This is a genomic window from Neisseria sp. P0007.S010, from assembly GCF_051962875.1.
GTDB lineage: Bacteria > Pseudomonadota > Gammaproteobacteria > Burkholderiales > Neisseriaceae > Neisseria > Neisseria subflava_A.
On sequence record NZ_JBQCUX010000003.1, the window covers coordinates 86,571 to 103,849 of the forward strand.

Below are 17,279 nucleotides of genomic sequence, written 5' to 3' on the forward strand. Positions count from 1 at the left end.
GGGTATGCTGGTGCCCAAGTTAATTTGGGCCTGATGTATGAACAAGGGCAAGGCGTCCGTCAAGACTATGCACAGGCGGTGCAGTGGTATCGCAAGGCGGCAGAACAAGGGTATGCTGGTGCCCAAGTTAATTTGGGCCTGATGTATGAACAAGGGCAAGGCGTCCGTCAAGACTATGCACAGGCAGTGCAGTGGTATCGTAGGGCTGCAGAACAAGGGAATGCCGATGCCCAAGTTAATTTGGGTCTGATGTATGCCAACGGGCAAGGAGTCCGTCAAGACTATACACAGGCGGTGCAGTGGTGTCGTAGGGCTGCAGAACAAGGGCATGCTGGTGCCCAATTCAATTTGGGTGTGATGTATGCCGAAGGACGCGGCGTGCGCCAAGACCTTGCGCTCGCTCAAGAATGGTTTGGTAAGGCTTGTCAAAACGGAGACCAAGACGGCTGCGACATTTACCAACGCCTGAAGGCGGGTTATTGAACAGCTCGCGATGCCGTCTGAAAGCGGCTTGAGCAGGAGCGGACATCCCCCCTGCACAATATGATTTGTTTTAGGACAAAACCAAAATGACTTTTCAAAACAAAAAAATCCTCGTCGCCGGACTTGGCGGCACGGGTATTTCCATGATTGCCTACCTGCGTAAAAACGGCGCGGAGGTTGCCGCGTATGATGCGGAGCTGAAACCGGAGCGCGTGTCGCAAATCGGTAAGATGTTTGACGGGCTGGTGTTTTACACGGGTCGTTTGAAAGATGCGCTGGACAACGGTTTCGATATTCTGGCGCTCAGCCCCGGCATCAGCGAGCGGCAGCCGGATATTGAGGCGTTCAAGCAAAACGGTGGACGTGTGTTGGGCGATATCGAATTGTTGGCGGACATTGTGAACCGCCGTGGCGACAAGGTGATTGCGATTACCGGCAGCAACGGTAAAACCACGGTAACGAGCCTGGTCGGCTATCTCTGCATCAAGTGTGGTCTGGATACCGTTATCGCGGGCAATATCGGCACGCCGGTTTTGGAGGCGGAATTGCAGCGTGAAGGCAAAAAGGCGGACGTGTGGGTGTTGGAGCTTTCCAGCTTCCAACTGGAAAACACTGAAAGCCTGCACCCGATGGCGGCGACGGTGCTGAACATTTCTGAAGACCATCTCGACCGCTACGACGACTTGCTCGACTATGCGCATACCAAGGACAAGATTTTCCGTGGCGATGGCGTGCAGGTTTTGAATGCGGATGATGCGTTCTGCCGCGCAATGAAACGCGCCGGGCGCGAGGTGAAATGGTTTTCGTTGGAACACGAAGCCGATTTTTGGTTGGAACGCGAGACAGGCCGCCTGAAACAAGGCAATGAAGATTTGATTTCTACGCAAGACATTCCGTTGCAAGGCTTGCACAACGCCGCCAACGTTATGGCTGCCGTGGCTTTGTGCGAGGCTATCGGTTTGCCGCGCGAAGCATTGCTCGAACACGTTAAAACCTTCCAAGGCTTGCCGCACCGCGTCGAAAAAATCGGCGAGAAAAACGGCGTGGTGTTTATCGACGACAGCAAAGGCACGAACGTCGGCGCGACCGCCGCCGCGATTGCCGGTTTGCAAAATCCGCTCTTCGTGATTTTGGGCGGCATGGGCAAAGGGCAGGATTTCACGCCCCTGCGCGACGCGCTTGCCGGCAAGGTAAAAGGCGTGTTCCTGATCGGCGTCGATGCGCCGCAAATCCGCCGCGATTTGGACGGCTGCGGTCTGAATATGACCGACTGCGCCACTTTGGAAGAAGCGGTTCAGACGGCATATGCCCAAGCCGAAGCGGGCGATATCGTGTTGCTTAGCCCGGCTTGTGCGAGCTTCGATATGTTCAAAGGCTATGCGCACCGTTCGGAAGTGTTTATCGAGGCGTTCAAAGCTTTGTAAGGCCGTCTGAAAGATGAAAGTGGGTTTGAAGATCGGCTTGGCGGCAGTCGTGTTTTCGGCTGTCGCTGCTTTGGTGTTTTGGTTTGCCGCGCCGATTCGTTCCACGATAACCGTTGCCATGCCAAGCGAAGCGCCGTTGCCTGAAGATGCGGTTATCGACAGATTGGTCGTACATAAAAGCAAACGCACCATGTCGGCGTACTCGCAAGGCAGGTTGCTGAAAACCTATCCCATTTCGTTGGGCAAGCAACCGGTCGGGCATAAACAGTTTGAAGGCGACGGCAAAACGCCCGAAGGGAAATACCGCATTAATGAGCGTAATCCCAATAGCGGCTACCATAAAAATCTCGGCGTTTCCTATCCCAATGAAGCCGACAAAGCCTACGCTGCGGCACAAGGCAAAAGCCCGGGCGGGCTGATTAAAATCCACGGCATGAAAAACGGCTGGGGTTTTATCGGTAAAAAACACCTGCAAAAAGACTGGACCAACGGCTGCATCGCGGTAACGGACGAGGAAATCGACGAACTCTACCGCAGCGTGAAACACAATGCGGAAATTGAGATTCTGCCGTAAACCTTGTGCGCTATTGCCTCAAAGGTCGTCTGAAAACGTCAAGGCGGTTTCAGACGACCTTTTTGCAGCAACGATAAATTTGTTCTTTTCCTTTAACCCGTGTTACTGTTTCTTAAAGTTTGCCTATGCGGGCAAACGGCGAGGCGGCGGGCAGCCATGCCTGACCGAAAAAACGTGTGTTCATCAATCCGAAAGGAAAACCCATGAATTTTCAAGACTACATCCGTTACGATGCCGTCGGTTTGGCAGAGCTGATCCGCAAAAAAGAAGTGTCCGCCGATGAAGTGTTGCAGGCTGCTTTAAACCGCTTGGACGAAGTTAATCCCAAGCTCAATCTGTTGGCGCATGATTTGCGCGAACGCGCGGCGGCATGGCAGGGGTCGTCTGAAAATGCCGATACGCCGCTGGAGGGCGTACCGTTTTTGCTCAAAGACCTGCTGGCGGATTGGGAAGGTGCGCCGACATGGTCGGGTTCGCGCATGATGCAGCATTACATTGCCAAACAAAACAGCGATTTGACCCAAGCCTATCTCGATGCTGGGCTGCGCGTGTTCGGCAAAACCACCACGCCCGAATGGGGCGCGTATCCTGTTACCGAAACCGAAATTTACGGCATCACGCGCAATCCGTGGCATTTGGATTACACCGCGGGCGGCAGCAGCGGCGGTGCAGCGGCGGCAGTGGCTTCGGGCGTCGTACCCGCAGCGCACGGCAGCGACGGCGGCGGCTCCATCCGCTTACCCACGCACAACTGCGGCGTGTTCGGGCTGAAACCCACGCGCGGTCGCAGCAGTTACGCGCCGAACGCATCGGAGGCATGGCAAGGCTTGGTATGCGACCATGTGTTGACCCGCAGCGTGCGTGACAGCGCGGTTTTGCTGGACATCGCCGCCCAAACCCAAGCCCGCGCCCTGTATGCTTGCCCGCCGCCGCCCGAAAACGGTTTTGCAGGCAGCCTGAAACAAGAAACAGGTCGTCTGAAAATAGCTTTTTGGAAACAGGCATGGTTTGGCGGCGGCAACGACGAAGGCACGGAAGCCGCGTTCGCCCATAGTTTGAAACTGATACAAGACGCGGGACACGAATTGGAAGAAGCCACGCCCGATTTTGCGCCGCCTGAACAGCTCAACCGAGCCGCCCGCATCATCGTCATGGGCGAAACGGCAAAACTGTTCTACCAATATCAATACGAAACCGGACAAAAACTGCCGCACCGCCTGCTTGAGCCGACAACGTGGGCAATGATTGTGCAGGGTCGGCAAATCAGTGCGGGCGAAATGGCATGGGCGCGCGACGTGATGCTGGCGCAGGAACGTGCCGCCAAAGCATTTTTCACACGCTACGACGTGTTAATGACGCCCGTCTGCCCGCGCACCACGCCGAAAATCGGCGAGATGATGCCGCCGCCCGCCGCACAAAAAGCCATGCGCCTGCTGTTTGGCACGCTGCGCTTGGGTTTTCTGTTGAAAAACAACCCGTTTTTAGAAAAAGAAGCCGCCGCCGCGCTGCAATACGTCGGTTATACGTCGCCGCTGAACATGAGCGGCAACCCCGCCATGAGCGTGTCGCTTTACCGGCATAACGAGCTGCCCGTCGGTACTCAGTTTGCCGCCGCTCACGGACGCGAAGACACGCTGCTCCGCCTTGCAGCGCAGTTGGAACAGATACAGCCGTGGGTGGAAATACCGCAGTTGGCTTAGGGTTTGTATTGGATAAAAAGTAGCCTATTTTTCTGAAGAAAAAATTTATACAAGGCCGTCTGAGAACATAAAAGCGTTTTCAGACGGCCTTTTGCCGGTATCAAAGGGTAGGGGAGGGCGCAAAGAACGTCGGAATCCGGCATCTTTAAAGATTCTGAATTGTTGGTTTGGAAATAAACCTTTAAAATAACGTTAATTCATTTTTTCAGACGGCCTCTTGCCCATTAGCAGGCCGTCTGAATATTTTATTCAAGCCGTTACGGATGTTTTCATGATTAGTCTTTCCAAAATGCTTGACCGGCCGATTGCGCGCGATGGTCGGAAGTTTGATGTTTCTCTCTTGTGGATGGTCGCCTTAATGACGGTCTTCAGCCTGATTATGATTTATTCGGCTTCTATTGCGTATGCGGCATCGGAAGGGGGCAGCCAGTTTTCTTTTGTGTCTAAGCAGGCAATGTTTATCCTGTTTACGGTGGCTATATGCTTGCCGCTTTTCCTGCTGAAGATGAGTTTCTGGCGGCGGATTATTCCGTTTTATTTTGCTGTTTCAGGTTTGCTGTTGCTGCTGGTATTGTTTGTCGGCCGTGAGATTAACGGCGCGACGCGCTGGATTCATATTGGACCGCTCAACTTGCAACCGACTGAATTTTTCAAATTGGCGACGGTCTTGTATTTGTCCAGCCTGTTTACGCGCCGTGAAGAAATGTTGCGCGATTTGGATTCTTTGGGTTGGTCGTCTTTGTTTACCGGTATTGGCGATTTGGTGTGCAGCCCTTTTAAAAGTGAAGCTTGGGTAAGGGTAAAGGAACGCTTCCGCAAGTTTAAGACCTTGATTCTGCCGATTATGTTGGTGGCGTTCGGTTTGGTTTTGATTATGGGCCAGCCGGATTTCGGCTCGTTTGTCGTGATTGTCGTGATTACCATGGGTATGCTGTTTTTGGCAGGTTTTCCGTGGAAGTATTTTGCCGTATTGGTGGCGACCGTTGTGAGCGGAATGGGCTTGTTGATTTTGGCTGCACCTTACCGTATGGCGCGTGTAGCGGCGTTTTTGGACCCTTGGAGCGATCCTTTGGGTAAAGGCTATCAGCTGACACATTCCTTGATGGCGATTGCGCGCGGCGGCTGGTTTGGCGAGGGCTTGGGTGCGAGTTTGGAAAAACGTTTCTACTTGCCTGAAGCGCACACGGACTTTATTTTTGCCGTCATTGGCGAGGAGTTCGGCTTTGTCGGGATGCTGGTTTTGGTGTTTTGCTACGGCTGGCTGGTGTGGCGTGCGTTTTCCATCGGCAAGCAGGCGCGTGATTCGGGCTTGATGTTCAGCGCGTACATTGCCAACGGTATCGGTATTTGGATTGGTATTCAAAGTTTCTTCAATATCGGTGTAAACATCGGTATCCTGCCCACTAAAGGCCTGACTTTGCCGTTTATGTCTTACGGCGGTTCGGCTGTCTTTATCATGCTGGTGTGCGTTACTTTGTTATTGCGCATTGATTATGAAAACCGCCAAAAAATGCGCGGTTATTCGGTGGAGTAAAACCATGAGCGGTAAAACTTTTATGCTGATGGCCGGCGGTACGGGCGGTCATATTTTCCCTGCATTGGCGGTTGCCGAGTCGCTGCAAAAGCGCGGCCATCATGTGATTTGGCTGGGCAGTCAGGATTCGATGGAAGAGCGTATCGTGCCGCAATACGGCATACGCTTGGAAACGCTGGCCATTAAAGGCATTCGTGGCAATGGCATCAAGCGCAAGCTGATGTTGCCGTTTACGCTGTATAAAACCATCCGCGCGGCGCAGCAGATTATTAAGAAACACCGTGTCGAGTGCGTTATCGGTTTTGGCGGTTTTGTTACTTTCCCCGGCGGCTTGGCGGCAAAAATTTCCGGTGTGCCGATTGTGATTCACGAGCAAAACGCCGTAGCCGGTTTGTCCAACCGCCAACTGTCGCGTTGGGCAAAACGTGTCCTGTACGCTTTCCCCAAAGCATTTCAACATGAAGGCGGATTGGTGGGTAATCCTGTCCGTGCCGATATTGCGGCATTGCCTGTTCCCGAAGAACGCTTTGAAAACCGTCAAGGCCGTCTGAAAGTTTTGGTGGTGGGTGGCAGTTTGGGGGCGGATGTGTTGAACAAAACCGTTCCGCAGGCTTTGGCATTGTTGCCTGAGGCGGCCCGTCCGCAAATGTATCATCAGTCCGGCCGCAATAAATTGGGCAACCTGCAGGCGGATTATGATGCATTGGGTGTGCAAGCCGAGTGCGTCGAATTTATTACCGATATGGTATCCGCCTACCGCGATGCCGATTTGGTAATTTGCCGTGCCGGTGCGCTGACGATTGCCGAGTTGACGGCTGCCGGTTTGGGCGCATTGTTGGTGCCGTATCCGCACGCAGTGGACGACCATCAAACAGCCAATGCGCGTTTTATGGTGCAGGCCGAAGCTGGTTTGCTGCTACCGCAAACCCAACTGACGGCAGAAAAACTGGCCGAAATCCTCGGCGGATTAAACCGTGAAAAATGCCTGAAATGGGCGAAAAATGCCCGTACCTTAGCGTTGCCGCACAGTGCGGACGATGTGGCGGAAGTTGCCATCTCTTGTACCGAATAAGCAGGCAGACTTCGATTAAAGGCCGTCTGAAAAGTTAATTAACGGCGATTCAGACGGCCTTTATTGCTTTTGTTAAAATTCCTTTACAATAAAAGCATAGCGCAGAAGCGGATAGCCCTTTAAAATAACGCCCTTACGCACTAAAAACCAACTGGAACGCAACATTATGATGAAAAATCGAGTGACCAACATCCATTTTGTCGGAATCGGCGGCGTCGGCATGAGCGGTATTGCCGAAGTTTTACACAATTTGGGCTTTAAAGTTTCCGGTTCGGATCAGGCGCGTAATGCCGTTACTGAACATTTGAGCGCTCTCGGCATCCAAGTTTACCCAGGTCATACTGCCGAACACGTCAATGGCGCCGACGTGGTTGTTACCTCTACTGCGGTCAAAAAAGACAATCCTGAGGTTGTTGCCGCGTTGGAACAGCAGATTCCCGTGATTCCGCGCGCGTTGATGTTGGCAGAGTTGATGCGCTTCCGCGATGGTATCGCTATTGCCGGTACGCACGGCAAAACCACAACCACCAGCCTGACCGCTTCTATTCTCGGCGCAGCAGGACTTGACCCGACTTTCGTTATCGGCGGCAAGCTCAACGCCGCTGGTACCAACGCCCGTTTGGGTAAAGGCGAATACATTGTTGCCGAAGCCGACGAATCCGATGCTTCTTTCCTGTATCTGACGCCGATTATGTCCGTCGTGACCAATATCGACGAAGACCACATGGATACTTACGGCCACAGTGTTGAGAAACTGCATCAGGCGTTTGTGGATTTCATCCACCGTATGCCGTTTTATGGTAAGGCATTCTTGTGTATCGACAGCGAACACGTCCGCGCGATTTTGCCCAAAGTGAGTAAGCCTTACGCCACTTACGGCTTGGACGATACTGCCGATATCTACGCGACCGATATTGAAAACGTTGGCGCGCAAATGAAATTTACCGTTCATGTCCAAATGAAAGGACATGAGCAAGAGCCGTTTGAGGTTGTTTTGAATATGCCCGGCCGCCACAACGTCCTCAATGCGTTGGCGGCTATCGGCGTTGCGCTGGAAGTTGGTGCATCGGTTGAAGCAATCCAAAAAGGTTTGCTCAGCTTTGAAGGTGTCGGCCGCCGTTTCCAAAAATATGGCGACATCAAATTGCCAAACGGCGGAACCGCGCTGCTGGTGGACGATTATGGCCACCATCCTGTCGAAATGGCGGCAACTCTGGCCGCCGCACGCGGTGCATACCCTGAAAAACGCTTGGTCTTGGCTTTCCAACCACACCGCTATACCCGCACACGTGATTTGTTCGAAGATTTCACCAAAGTCCTCAATACCGTCGATGCGCTGGTGTTGACCGAAGTTTATGCCGCAGGCGAAGAGCCGATTGCCGCAGCCGATTCCCGCGCCTTGGCGCGCGCCATCCGCGTATTGGGCAAACTTGAGCCGATTTACTGTGAAAACGTTGCCGATCTGCCGCAAATGCTGCTGAATGTTTTGCAAGACGGCGATGTTGTTCTGAATATGGGTGCCGGCAGCATCAACCGCGTTCCGTCTGCATTGGTGGAATTGTCGAAACAATCATAATAAACAGGCATATTGGCCTTTGAGGACAGATAGGTCGTCTGAACAATATTCAGACGGCCTCTATCAGTATTTAAGAAAGTGGAAATTATGCAGAATTTTGGCAAAGTGGCCGTGTTGATGGGGGGCTTCTCCAGCGAGCGCGAAGTGTCGCTGGACAGCGGCGCCGCTATTTTGGCTGCCTTGAAAAGCAAAGGTATTGATGCCCATGCGTTCGACCCCAAAGAAACCCCGTTGTCTGAATTGAAAACACAAGGTTTTCAGACGGCCTTCAATATTCTGCACGGCACTTTCGGCGAAGATGGCGCGATTCAAGGAGCGTTGGAACTAATGGGTATTCCTTATACCGGCAGCGGGGTGGCTGCTTCCGCGCTGGGTATGGACAAATACCGCTGCAAACTGATTTGGCAGGCCGTGGGCTTGCCTGTGCCTGAGTTTGCCGTATTGCATGACGACAGCGACTTTGATGCCGTTGAAGAAAAATTGGGACTGCCGATGTTTGTGAAACCCGCCGCAGAAGGCAGCAGCGTCGGTGTGGTAAAAGTCAAAGAAAAAGGCCGTCTGAAAAGCGTTTACGAAGAATTGAAACATTTGCAGGGTGAAATTATTGCCGAACGCTTTATCGGCGGCGGCGAGTATTCTTGCCCGGTATTGAACGGCAAAGGCCTGCCGAGCATTCATATTATTCCAGCTACCGAGTTTTACGACTACGAAGCCAAATACAACCGCGACGATACGGTTTATCAATGCCCGTCGGAAGATTTGAGCGAGGCGGAGGAAAACCTGATGCGCGAACTCGCTGTGCGTGGTGCGCAGGCGATTGGTGCGGACGGCTGTTCGCGCGTGGATTTTCTGAAAGATACGGACGGTAAACTGTATCTCTTGGAAATCAATACCTTGCCTGGTATGACCAGCCACAGTTTGGTGCCAAAATCTGCAGGCCATACCGGCGTGGATTTTGCTGATTTATGTATTGAGATTTTGAAGACCGCTCATGTGGGATGATGCAGGCGCACTGGGTCGGCTGACCCGCCGGCTATTGTTGCTGATGACCTTTCTGCTGATAGGTTCGGGCATAGCTTGGCTTTACAATTCCAAATATTTTCCTGTGAAACAGATTGCTATTCAGGGTAAGCTGAAATATGCTTCCAGCAAAGAATTGCAAACCGTTGCACGAGAGCATATCAGGGGTAATATGTTCCGCGCCGATATTGATTCGGCGCAGGCCGCTTTTCAGGAGTTGCCTTGGATTGACTCGGCAATGGTACGCCGCCGTTTTCCGGAAACCGTGGAAATTATCCTGACCGAGCGTGTGCCGGTTGCACACTGGCGCGCTGGCGGCTTGGTGGACAGTAAGGGTAATGTGTTTGCCGCAAGCCTGAAACAGGACCTGCCTATATTTGAAGGGCAGCAGGGGACAGGCAAAGACATGGTCAAACATTATGCGGACTTTTCCGGAATTTTGAGCCCGTTGAAACTGACCATCAAAGAATTGATCTACACGCCGCGTTCGGCATGGCTGCTTGTATTGAACAACGGCATTACCGTGCGCTTGGGGCGTGAAAACGAAATCAAACGTTTGCAGCAGTTTGCACAGATTTGGCCATCGCTGCTGCATAAAAAACAAAGTCGTATCGAGTATGTCGATATGCGTTATAAGGATGGTTTTTCAGTCCGTTACAGGCCGTCTGAAAAACCTTCCGACAGTGAATAGCCGATTAGACGTGAAGCAATCTTGTTTCAAAAATAATCAAACCGTCAGTCAGACAACATAGCGAACGAGCAATTATGGAACAACAACAAAATAAATATATCAGTGCCTTAGACATTGGTACGTCCAAGGTCATCGCCTTAATCGGTGAGATTCGGGAAGATAACGAAATCCACATTGTTGGCTTGGGTCAAAGCCCTTCACGCGGCCTGCGTGCAGGTATGGTGACCAACATTGACGCCACTGCACAAGCCATTCGTCAGGCGGTGGAAGATGCCGAGCTGATGGCAGATACCAAAATTTCCCACGTCGTCACCGGTATTGCTGGTAACCATATCCGCAGCCTGAATTCACAAGGCGTGGTAAAAATTAAAGATGGCGAAGTATCGCAAGCCGACATCGATCGTGCCATCGAAACGGCCAAAGCCATCAATATTCCGCCTGATCACAATATCTTGCATACTGTGGTTCAAGAGTACATCATCGACAACCAGCCAGGTGTGAAAGAGCCTATCGGCATGAGCGGCGTGCGTTTGGATACCCGTGTTCACATCATTACCGGTGCGAACACTGCCTTGCAAAATATCCAAAAATGTATCCAACGTTGCGGCCTGCAAATGGATCAAATCATGCTTCAGCCTTTGGCAAGCGGTCATGCTGTTTTGACTGAAGACGAAAAAGATTTGGGTGTGTGCGTCATCGATATCGGTGGCGGTACAACCGATATCGCGGTTTATACCAATGGTGCAATCCGCCATACCGCGGTTATTCCCGTTGCCGGCGATTTGATTACCAAAGACTTGGCGCAAGCCCTGCGTACGCCGCACAGTGCAGCCGAGTACATCAAAATCCATTACGGTGCCGCCATTCCGACTATGGACGGCTTGGATGAAATGATTGAAGTTCCTAGCGTTGGCGATCGTCAATCACGTCAAATTTCACGCCGCGTCTTGGCTGAAATCATCGGCCCGCGTGTAGAAGAGATTTTGGAATTGACGCTGAACGAATTGCGCCGTTCTGGCTTCCCTGAAGAAGTGCTGACTTCCGGTATCGTTTTGACCGGCGGTGCTTCTATGTTGACCGGTATTGTTGAGTTGGCGGAAGAAGTCTTCAACCTGCCGGCGCGTATTGGTGTTCCACAAGAAATGGGCGGCGTATCTGAGCGTATCCGCAATCCACGCTATTCAACAGCGATCGGCCTGCTTCAGACGGCCTATGCCGCAGAAGAGGGTGAACAAACCAGCCGAACCGGTGCGATTGCCCTGAATGATTCAGGCAAAAAAATGGGTCTGTGGGAAAAAATCCAAAGATTCTTTAGAGATAATTTCTGATAAAAGCGTTCAGGGCAGGCGGTGTAAAATCCATTTGTCCTGAATATTTAAGTGGAATTAAACGGTTTTAAATAATTGCTAAGTGAATAATTTAAAACTTGTATATTTTCTGTTAAAAATTGTAGTAAAAATATAACGCCGACAGTCGGATGATAAGAAGATTTTTGCCAGTATCAGGATACTTCTTATATAATACGGATAATGAGTTATTTTTGAACCGTCCTTATAAAGCGGGGCGCGGAGGATTATTGAATGGAATTTGTTTACGACGTAGCAGAATCAGCAACAAGCCCTGCTGTTATTAAAGTTATCGGTTTGGGTGGCGGTGGCTGTAATGCCATCAACAACATGGTTGCCAACACTATCCATGGTGTTGAGTTCATCAGTGCCAATACCGATGCGCAATCATTGGCTAAAAACAATGCGGCTAAACGCATTCAATTGGGTACAAACCTGACTCGCGGTTTGGGTGCCGGTGCAAATCCTGAAATTGGCCGCGCCGCCGCTCAGGAAGATCGCGAAGCCATCGAAGATGCCATCCGCGGTGCAAACATGCTGTTCATCACGACCGGTATGGGTGGCGGTACAGGTACCGGCTCCGCTCCTGTTGTGGCTGAAATCGCTAAAGAAATGGGTATCCTGACCGTTGCGGTTGTAACCCGTCCGTTTGCTTACGAAGGCAAACGCGTACATATCGCTCAAGCAGGTTTGGATCAGCTTAAAGAGCGCGTGGATTCCCTGATTATTATCCCGAATGACAAATTGATGACTGCTTTGGGCGAAGACGTGACCATGCGCGAAGCTTTCCGTGCGGCAGACAATGTACTGCGTGATGCGGTTGCCGGTATTTCTGAAGTGGTGACTTGCCCTAGCGACATGATCAACTTGGACTTCGCCGACGTGAAAACCGTGATGAGCAATCGCGGTATCGCCATGATGGGTTCAGGTTTCGCACAAGGTATCGACCGTGCCCGATTAGCAACCGATCAAGCTATCTCCAGCCCGCTCTTGGATAACGTTACTTTGGATGGCGCACGCGGTGTATTGGTAAACATTACCACTGCTCCTGGTTGCCTGAAAATGTCTGAGTTCAACGAGATTATGCGTATCGTCAATCAAAATGCACACCCTGAAGTGGAATGCAAATTTGGTGCTGCCGAAGACGAGAGCATGAGCGAAGACGCTATCCGTATTACCATCATTGCTACCGGCTTGAAAGAAAACGGTACTGACAACCAACTACGCGCTGCTGCCCGTACCCAACAATTGGTACGCGGTGCGGAAGAAGCACCTCAAGCTCAAAGCCAAAGTAGTGCTGAAAGCCTGGTTCGTACCAACCGCAATATCCGTTCTATGAATCTGACTGCGGCTGATTTCAGCAACCAGTCTGTGCTGGATGACTTTGAAATTCCTGCTATCTTGCGCCGTCAGCAACATACTTCTGATAAATAATCAGGATCATATATGAAAAGACCTGCCTTTAAGGCAGGTCTTTTTTATTGGCAAAATAAACTCAAGGCCATCTGAAAATTTTCAGACGGCCTTAAGTTCAAATAAAGCAAATAACAAACTTACCCTTTATTTAGGATTTGCTTGTTTTCGCCCTCGCGACGCAACTCTTTGGGTAAGACAAATACAATGCTTTCTTCTGCACCTTCTCCTTCGCGTATGGTCTCATGTCCCCAATCTTGAATGGTTTGTAAGACTTCTCGAACCAAGACTTCGGGCGCAGATGCACCGGCAGTTACACCAACCTTGGTTTTGTTTTCAAACCATTCTTTTTTCAGATAGGAAGCATTATCGACCATATAGGCATCGACTCCGCGCAATGCGGCTACTTCACGCAAGCGGTTGCTGTTGGAAGAATTGGGCGAGCCGACAACAATCACGAGGTCGCATTCTTCCGCCAATTCTTTAACGGCAGTTTGGCGGTTGGTTGTGGCGTAGCAGATGTCTTCTTTGTGCGGATTGCGGATATTGGGGAAGCGTTGATTCAAAGCTGCAATAATGTCTTTGGTTTCGTCTACCGATAAAGTGGTTTGGCTGACGTAGGCAAGTTTGTCAGGATTTTTGACGTTCAGTCCGGCTACATCTTCCACTGTTTCAACCAGAAACATTTTGCCCGGGGGTAACTGTCCCATCGTGCCTTCTACTTCGACGTGGCCTTTGTGGCCGATCATGATGATTTCGTAATCTTGCTCATCGAGGCGGGCTACTTCTTTATGGACTTTGGTTACCAGAGGGCAGGTGGCATCAAAAACGCGGAAACCACGTTGTGCCGCTTCTTCCTGGACGGCTTTGGATACGCCGTGAGCCGAGTAAATCAGTGTGGCACCCTTTGGGACATCCGCCAAGTTATCGACAAATATAGCACCTTTTGCACGAAGATTATCCACGACGAATTTGTTGTGAACGACCTCATGGCGGACGTAAATGGGTGCGCCGTATTCTTCGAGTGCACGTTCAACAATGCTGATGGCACGGTCAACGCCGGCACAAAAGCCGCGGGGATTGGCAAGGATAATGGTTTTTTGAGTCATGTGCATTCCGTTTTCAGACGGCCTTTGTGTCGTTTGAAGGTGTTTTTTTGTGCAGCAAACCATCTATTACCAAGCAAACTGCGCCAACGCAGATAAAGCTGTCGGCAATGTTAAATGCTGGATAGAACCAGTTTTGCCAATAGAAAAGCAGAAAATCGACAACGTGGCCGTGAATTAGACGGTCAACCACATTGCCAATTGCGCCGCCGATAATCATGGCTGCCCCCAGTTTGCCCCAGCGTCCAAACTCATCGCGCCAGATGGCACGGGCCAAATACAGGCTGATGACGACGGCCAGACCTAAAAAGAAGAATTTTTGCCAGCCGCCTTGGTCGGCCAAAAAGCTGAATGCCGCGCCTGGATTATAGGCAAGCGTCAGGTCAAAAAAGTCTGGAATGATATTGAGGCGTTCGCCTTCGGTAAAGTGTTTCAAGATTTCCCATTTGCTCAGTTGGTCAAGAATGATGGCAACGAGGGAAAGTAAGAAAAAGGGCGTTTTTGTAGGAGAGGATGAACTCATGTTTTCAGACGGTTTATGTAGTAAAGGGCTTATTTTACCTGAAAGCAGGCTGGAAGTGTTTGCAATGGCATCGACGTCAAGGCCGTCTGAAAATAGAAACGCCGCAACTTGAATATATCAAAGGGCGGCGTGGTAAGTATATGCAGGCTTATTGGTTTTTAAGCAATGGGAAGCCCAGTTTCTCGCGGCTTTCAACGAATTTTTGAGCAACGATACGGCTCAGTGCACGAATACGGCCGATGTAGGTTGCGCGTTCGGTAACGGAAATGGCACCGCGTGCATCCAGGAGGTTGAACGTATGGCCGGCTTTGAGTACAAGCTCGTAAGCAGGCAGGGCAAGACTGGTGTCCTCAACTGCAAGCAGGCGTTTGGCTTGTTCTTCATAGTCGTTGAATTGGCGCAAGAGCCAATCGGCATCGCTGTATTCGAAGTTGTAGGTGGATTGTTCGACTTCGTTTTGATGATAAACGTCGCCGTAAGTTACGATGTTGCCATCAAGGGTTTTTGCCCAAACGAGGTCGTACACGTTTTCCACGCCTTGCAGATACATGGCGAGACGCTCGATACCGTAGGTAATTTCACCAAGTACAGGGGAGCAGTCGATACCGCCGACTTGTTGGAAATAGGTGAATTGGGTTACTTCCATGCCGTTGAGCCAAACTTCCCAACCCAAGCCCCAAGCGCCGAGAGTAGGGTTTTCCCAGTCATCTTCGACAAAACGGATGTCGTGTACTTTAGGGTCGATACCCAATTCGCGCAGGGAGTCGAGGTAGAGGTCTTGAATATTGGCCGGTGCAGGTTTGAGTGCAACTTGGAATTGATAGTAGTGTTGCAGGCGGTTAGGGTTGTCGCCATAGCGGCCGTCTTTAGGGCGGCGGCTGGGTTGAACGTAAGCGGCAAACCAAGGCTCCGGGCCTAATGCACGCAGGCAGGTGGCTGGATGCGAAGTACCGGCACCGACTTCCATATCGAAAGGTTGGATAACGGTGCAGCCTTTGTCTGCCCAGTAGTTTTGTAATTTGAAAATAATTTGTTGGAAGGTGAGCATGGTGGATGGAATAGATTGGAATAAAGAGGGTATTTTACTGTTTTGAGCCTGTTTTGGATAGGCTGAAGGAAGCGGCGCAGTTTATTTGCCGTCCAACAGGTCTGAAAAGGGGTCGTCTTCCGAAGAAACGGTGTATTTTTCTTGTGCCCATTCGCCTAAATCAATGAGCTTACACCGTTTGCTGCAGAAAGGGCGGTAGGGGCTGTCGGTGTTCCAAACGACTTCTTTGTGGCAGGTCGGACATTTTACAACAGGAGCAGTCATGCAGTTTCTTTCAGTGATTGTGCAATGGATTGATAGTATTGATGCAAGCGGCCAACCTTGATTTTTGCTTCTTCCATACTATGAGTATTGTCCAATACATCGTCGGCATGCAGCAGTCTGTCAGATCGAGAAGCTTGGGTGGCCATGATTTGACGCGTTTGTTCATCTGAAAAACCATTGCGCTGGTGTACGCGTTCGATTTGGACGGACTCTGGAACATCTACAACCAAAATGCGGTCGGTCTCCGCTTTAAATGCCGGATTCTCAATTAAAAGCGGGACATCGATAATGCCGTAGTTGGATGAGACAAGTTGTTGTTTCTTTTGTTGGATTTTGTTTAAGATTAATGGCAGAAGCAGGTTCTCCAGTTGTTTTTTGGATTGAGGCCGTCTGAAAACTTCTTCCCGTAAAGCGATACGATTCAGACGGCCTTCACTGTCAAAAACCTCATCGCCGAAAAGCTGGCGGATGGCAGGAAGGGCTTCGCCGTTTTCAGCTGTCAGTGAGCGGCTGATGGCATCTGCATCGATAATGGGTACGCCAAGTTCGGCAAACATTTGGGCAATAGATGATTTGCCGCTGCCGATACCGCCGGTCAAGCCTATCCATAATGTCATTATCGTAACCCTGATTGTACGAGCCACCATTGTACCAGTTGGGTAATAGATGCATTGGCAACCAAAATAATCCATCCTGCCACAGCAAGGCTGGGACCAAAAGCAAAATATTGACCTTTACCGACGCGGGCGATGAGTGCGCCCACCAGCCCGACCAAGGCAGCCATGAAGATCAGAACAGGCAAAATTCCTACGCCCAGCCATGCACCGAGTGCGGCCAAAAGTTTGAAGTCGCCATTGCCCATGCCGATTTTACCGGTCAGAAGTTTATAGACGGCGCATAAAGTATAAAGGCTCATATAGCCTGCGATTGCACCCCAAACGGCTGAATGCAGGGGCACGAATGTATCATTCAGATTAAACAGCAGGCCGATCCAGATTAGGGGCTGAGTCAGGCTGTCGGGTAAATATTGAGTATCGGCATCGATAAAGGTCAGCGCAATCAATATGGCAGTCAGAATGAATCCGCCAATAGTCGCCCATGACCAGCCGTATTGCCACGCGACAATACCGAATAAGATGCCTGTCAGCAGCTCAATCAGCGGATAGCGTATGCTGATCGCGGTTTGGCAGGAGTGGCATTTCCCACCCAGTAAAATATAGCTGAGGATGGGGATGTTTTGCCAAAGTTTGACTGGGCTTTTGCATTTGGGGCAGCGTGAATCCGGTTTGCGCAGATTAAATGGCTGTTTTTCTTCGTCTGTCAGCTCGATGCCCAAATGCTCTTTAGAAAATTGTGTCCATTCGCGTTCCATCATTATCGGCGTACGATAAATGACAACGTTCAGAAAGCTGCCAATCAGCAATCCCAAAATAACGGCTAAAGGAATAGCGAATGGCGCAAGAACGGAGAGGGTGTCGATGGCGGAGTAAATACTATCAAACATA

At 50.8% G+C, this 17,279-nt stretch carries 17 protein-coding genes; 11 read left to right on the forward strand and 6 right to left on the reverse strand.

Annotation, left to right across the window (positions count from 1 at the left end; genetic code table 11):
- From ACTHR7_RS03245 to ftsZ, 11 genes are all read left to right on the forward strand, one after another.
- On the forward strand, window positions 1-483 hold a 483-nt coding region (locus ACTHR7_RS03245), incomplete at its 5' end, for a tetratricopeptide repeat protein (protein ID WP_440344900.1).
- Between the two features lie 86 nt (window positions 484-569).
- The gene (gene murD / locus ACTHR7_RS03250; RefSeq protein ID WP_070459558.1) at window positions 570-1,907 is read left to right on the forward strand and encodes a UDP-N-acetylmuramoyl-L-alanine--D-glutamate ligase; all 1,338 of its coding nucleotides are present in this window, start codon (window positions 570-572) and stop codon (window positions 1,905-1,907) included.
- A gap of 13 nt (window positions 1,908-1,920) precedes the next feature.
- On the forward strand, window positions 1,921-2,481 hold the full coding sequence (locus ACTHR7_RS03255) for a L,D-transpeptidase family protein (RefSeq protein ID WP_070459555.1): 561 nt from the start codon (window positions 1,921-1,923) through the stop codon (window positions 2,479-2,481).
- 203 nt (window positions 2,482-2,684) lie between these two features.
- Window positions 2,685-4,181 (forward strand): amidase, encoded by a 1,497-nt coding sequence (locus ACTHR7_RS03260; protein WP_440370312.1) that lies wholly within the window; start codon window positions 2,685-2,687, stop codon window positions 4,179-4,181.
- Window positions 4,182-4,452: 271 nt separating this feature from the next.
- Window positions 4,453-5,715 (forward strand): FtsW/RodA/SpoVE family cell cycle protein, encoded by a 1,263-nt coding sequence (locus ACTHR7_RS03265; RefSeq protein ID WP_440370313.1) that lies wholly within the window; start codon window positions 4,453-4,455, stop codon window positions 5,713-5,715.
- Between the two features lie 4 nt (window positions 5,716-5,719).
- Window positions 5,720-6,787 (forward strand): undecaprenyldiphospho-muramoylpentapeptide beta-N-acetylglucosaminyltransferase, encoded by a 1,068-nt coding sequence (murG, locus tag ACTHR7_RS03270; protein WP_440370314.1) that lies wholly within the window; start codon window positions 5,720-5,722, stop codon window positions 6,785-6,787.
- A gap of 166 nt (window positions 6,788-6,953) precedes the next feature.
- Window positions 6,954-8,363, forward strand: a complete 1,410-nt coding sequence (murC, locus tag ACTHR7_RS03275; RefSeq protein WP_250579027.1) for a UDP-N-acetylmuramate--L-alanine ligase — start codon at window positions 6,954-6,956, stop codon at window positions 8,361-8,363.
- 87 nt (window positions 8,364-8,450) lie between these two features.
- Window positions 8,451-9,365, forward strand: coding sequence for a D-alanine--D-alanine ligase (locus ACTHR7_RS03280; protein WP_295709142.1), 915 nt, complete (start codon window positions 8,451-8,453; stop codon window positions 9,363-9,365).
- Window positions 9,355-10,074 (forward strand): cell division protein FtsQ/DivIB, encoded by a 720-nt coding sequence (locus ACTHR7_RS03285; RefSeq protein ID WP_440370315.1) that lies wholly within the window; start codon window positions 9,355-9,357, stop codon window positions 10,072-10,074. The genes ACTHR7_RS03280 and ACTHR7_RS03285 overlap by 11 nt, the downstream gene beginning before the upstream one ends.
- A 74-nt stretch (window positions 10,075-10,148) precedes the next feature.
- Window positions 10,149-11,402 carry a cell division protein FtsA gene (gene ftsA / locus ACTHR7_RS03290; RefSeq protein ID WP_003682483.1) on the forward strand — a complete coding sequence of 418 codons (1,254 nt, stop codon included), beginning with the start codon at window positions 10,149-10,151 and terminating at the stop codon, window positions 11,400-11,402.
- 252 nt (window positions 11,403-11,654) lie between these two features.
- The gene (gene ftsZ / locus ACTHR7_RS03295; protein ID WP_063076120.1) at window positions 11,655-12,854 is read left to right on the forward strand and encodes a cell division protein FtsZ; all 1,200 of its coding nucleotides are present in this window, start codon (window positions 11,655-11,657) and stop codon (window positions 12,852-12,854) included.
- 119 nt (window positions 12,855-12,973) lie between these two features.
- Here ftsZ and ispH read toward each other — a convergent pair whose 3' ends face one another.
- The 6 genes from ispH to ACTHR7_RS03325 all read right to left on the reverse strand — a co-directional run bounded on the left by ispH (window position 12,974) and on the right by ACTHR7_RS03325 (window position 17,278).
- Window positions 12,974-13,942 (reverse strand): 4-hydroxy-3-methylbut-2-enyl diphosphate reductase, encoded by a 969-nt coding sequence (gene ispH, locus ACTHR7_RS03300; RefSeq protein ID WP_070765631.1) that lies wholly within the window; start codon window positions 13,940-13,942, stop codon window positions 12,974-12,976.
- A 13-nt stretch (window positions 13,943-13,955) separates the two neighbouring features.
- A complete protein-coding gene (lspA, locus tag ACTHR7_RS03305) occupies window positions 13,956-14,462 on the reverse strand; it encodes a signal peptidase II (RefSeq protein ID WP_107868019.1) in 507 nt (168 codons plus the stop codon).
- Window positions 14,463-14,610: 148 nt separating this feature from the next.
- Window positions 14,611-15,510 (reverse strand): glycine--tRNA ligase subunit alpha, encoded by a 900-nt coding sequence (gene glyQ / locus ACTHR7_RS03310; protein ID WP_003685919.1) that lies wholly within the window; start codon window positions 15,508-15,510, stop codon window positions 14,611-14,613.
- Between the two features lie 81 nt (window positions 15,511-15,591).
- Complete coding sequence (gene yacG / locus ACTHR7_RS03315; protein WP_003682475.1) at window positions 15,592-15,774, reverse strand: DNA gyrase inhibitor YacG; 183 nt, start codon at window positions 15,772-15,774, stop codon at window positions 15,592-15,594.
- Window positions 15,771-16,391: a dephospho-CoA kinase gene (gene coaE, locus ACTHR7_RS03320; protein WP_107868020.1), complete on the reverse strand. Its 621-nt coding sequence runs from the start codon at window positions 16,389-16,391 to the stop codon at window positions 15,771-15,773. The genes yacG and coaE overlap by 4 nt, the downstream gene beginning before the upstream one ends.
- Window positions 16,391-17,278, reverse strand: coding sequence for a prepilin peptidase (locus tag ACTHR7_RS03325; protein WP_107868021.1), 888 nt, complete (start codon window positions 17,276-17,278; stop codon window positions 16,391-16,393). The genes coaE and ACTHR7_RS03325 overlap by 1 nt, the downstream gene beginning before the upstream one ends.
- Window position 17,279: the final 1 nt, after the last annotated feature.

Bases quoted from the DNA above. Each gene is read 5' to 3' on its own strand.
- murD (WP_070459558.1), top strand. From the start codon at position 570: ATGACTTTTCAAAACAAAAAAATCCTCGTCGCCGGACTTGGCGGCACG.
- murC (WP_250579027.1), top strand. From the start codon at position 6,954: ATGATGAAAAATCGAGTGACCAACATCCATTTTGTCGGAATCGGCGGC.
- yacG (WP_003682475.1), bottom strand. From the start codon at position 15,774: ATGACTGCTCCTGTTGTAAAATGTCCGACCTGCCACAAAGAAGTCGTT.
- ACTHR7_RS03325 (WP_107868021.1), bottom strand. From the start codon at position 17,278: ATGTTTGATAGTATTTACTCCGCCATCGACACCCTCTCCGTTCTTGCG.
- murG (WP_440370314.1), top strand. From the start codon at position 5,720: ATGAGCGGTAAAACTTTTATGCTGATGGCCGGCGGTACGGGCGGTCAT.
- ACTHR7_RS03255 (WP_070459555.1), top strand. From the start codon at position 1,921: ATGAAAGTGGGTTTGAAGATCGGCTTGGCGGCAGTCGTGTTTTCGGCT.
- coaE (WP_107868020.1), bottom strand. From the start codon at position 16,391: ATGACATTATGGATAGGCTTGACCGGCGGTATCGGCAGCGGCAAATCA.
- glyQ (WP_003685919.1), bottom strand. From the start codon at position 15,510: ATGCTCACCTTCCAACAAATTATTTTCAAATTACAAAACTACTGGGCA.
- lspA (WP_107868019.1), bottom strand. From the start codon at position 14,462: ATGAGTTCATCCTCTCCTACAAAAACGCCCTTTTTCTTACTTTCCCTC.
- ACTHR7_RS03265 (WP_440370313.1), top strand. From the start codon at position 4,453: ATGATTAGTCTTTCCAAAATGCTTGACCGGCCGATTGCGCGCGATGGT.
- ACTHR7_RS03280 (WP_295709142.1), top strand. From the start codon at position 8,451: ATGCAGAATTTTGGCAAAGTGGCCGTGTTGATGGGGGGCTTCTCCAGC.
- ftsA (WP_003682483.1), top strand. From the start codon at position 10,149: ATGGAACAACAACAAAATAAATATATCAGTGCCTTAGACATTGGTACG.
- ispH (WP_070765631.1), bottom strand. From the start codon at position 13,942: ATGACTCAAAAAACCATTATCCTTGCCAATCCCCGCGGCTTTTGTGCC.
- ftsZ (WP_063076120.1), top strand. From the start codon at position 11,655: ATGGAATTTGTTTACGACGTAGCAGAATCAGCAACAAGCCCTGCTGTT.
- ACTHR7_RS03285 (WP_440370315.1), top strand. From the start codon at position 9,355: ATGTGGGATGATGCAGGCGCACTGGGTCGGCTGACCCGCCGGCTATTG.
- ACTHR7_RS03260 (WP_440370312.1), top strand. From the start codon at position 2,685: ATGAATTTTCAAGACTACATCCGTTACGATGCCGTCGGTTTGGCAGAG.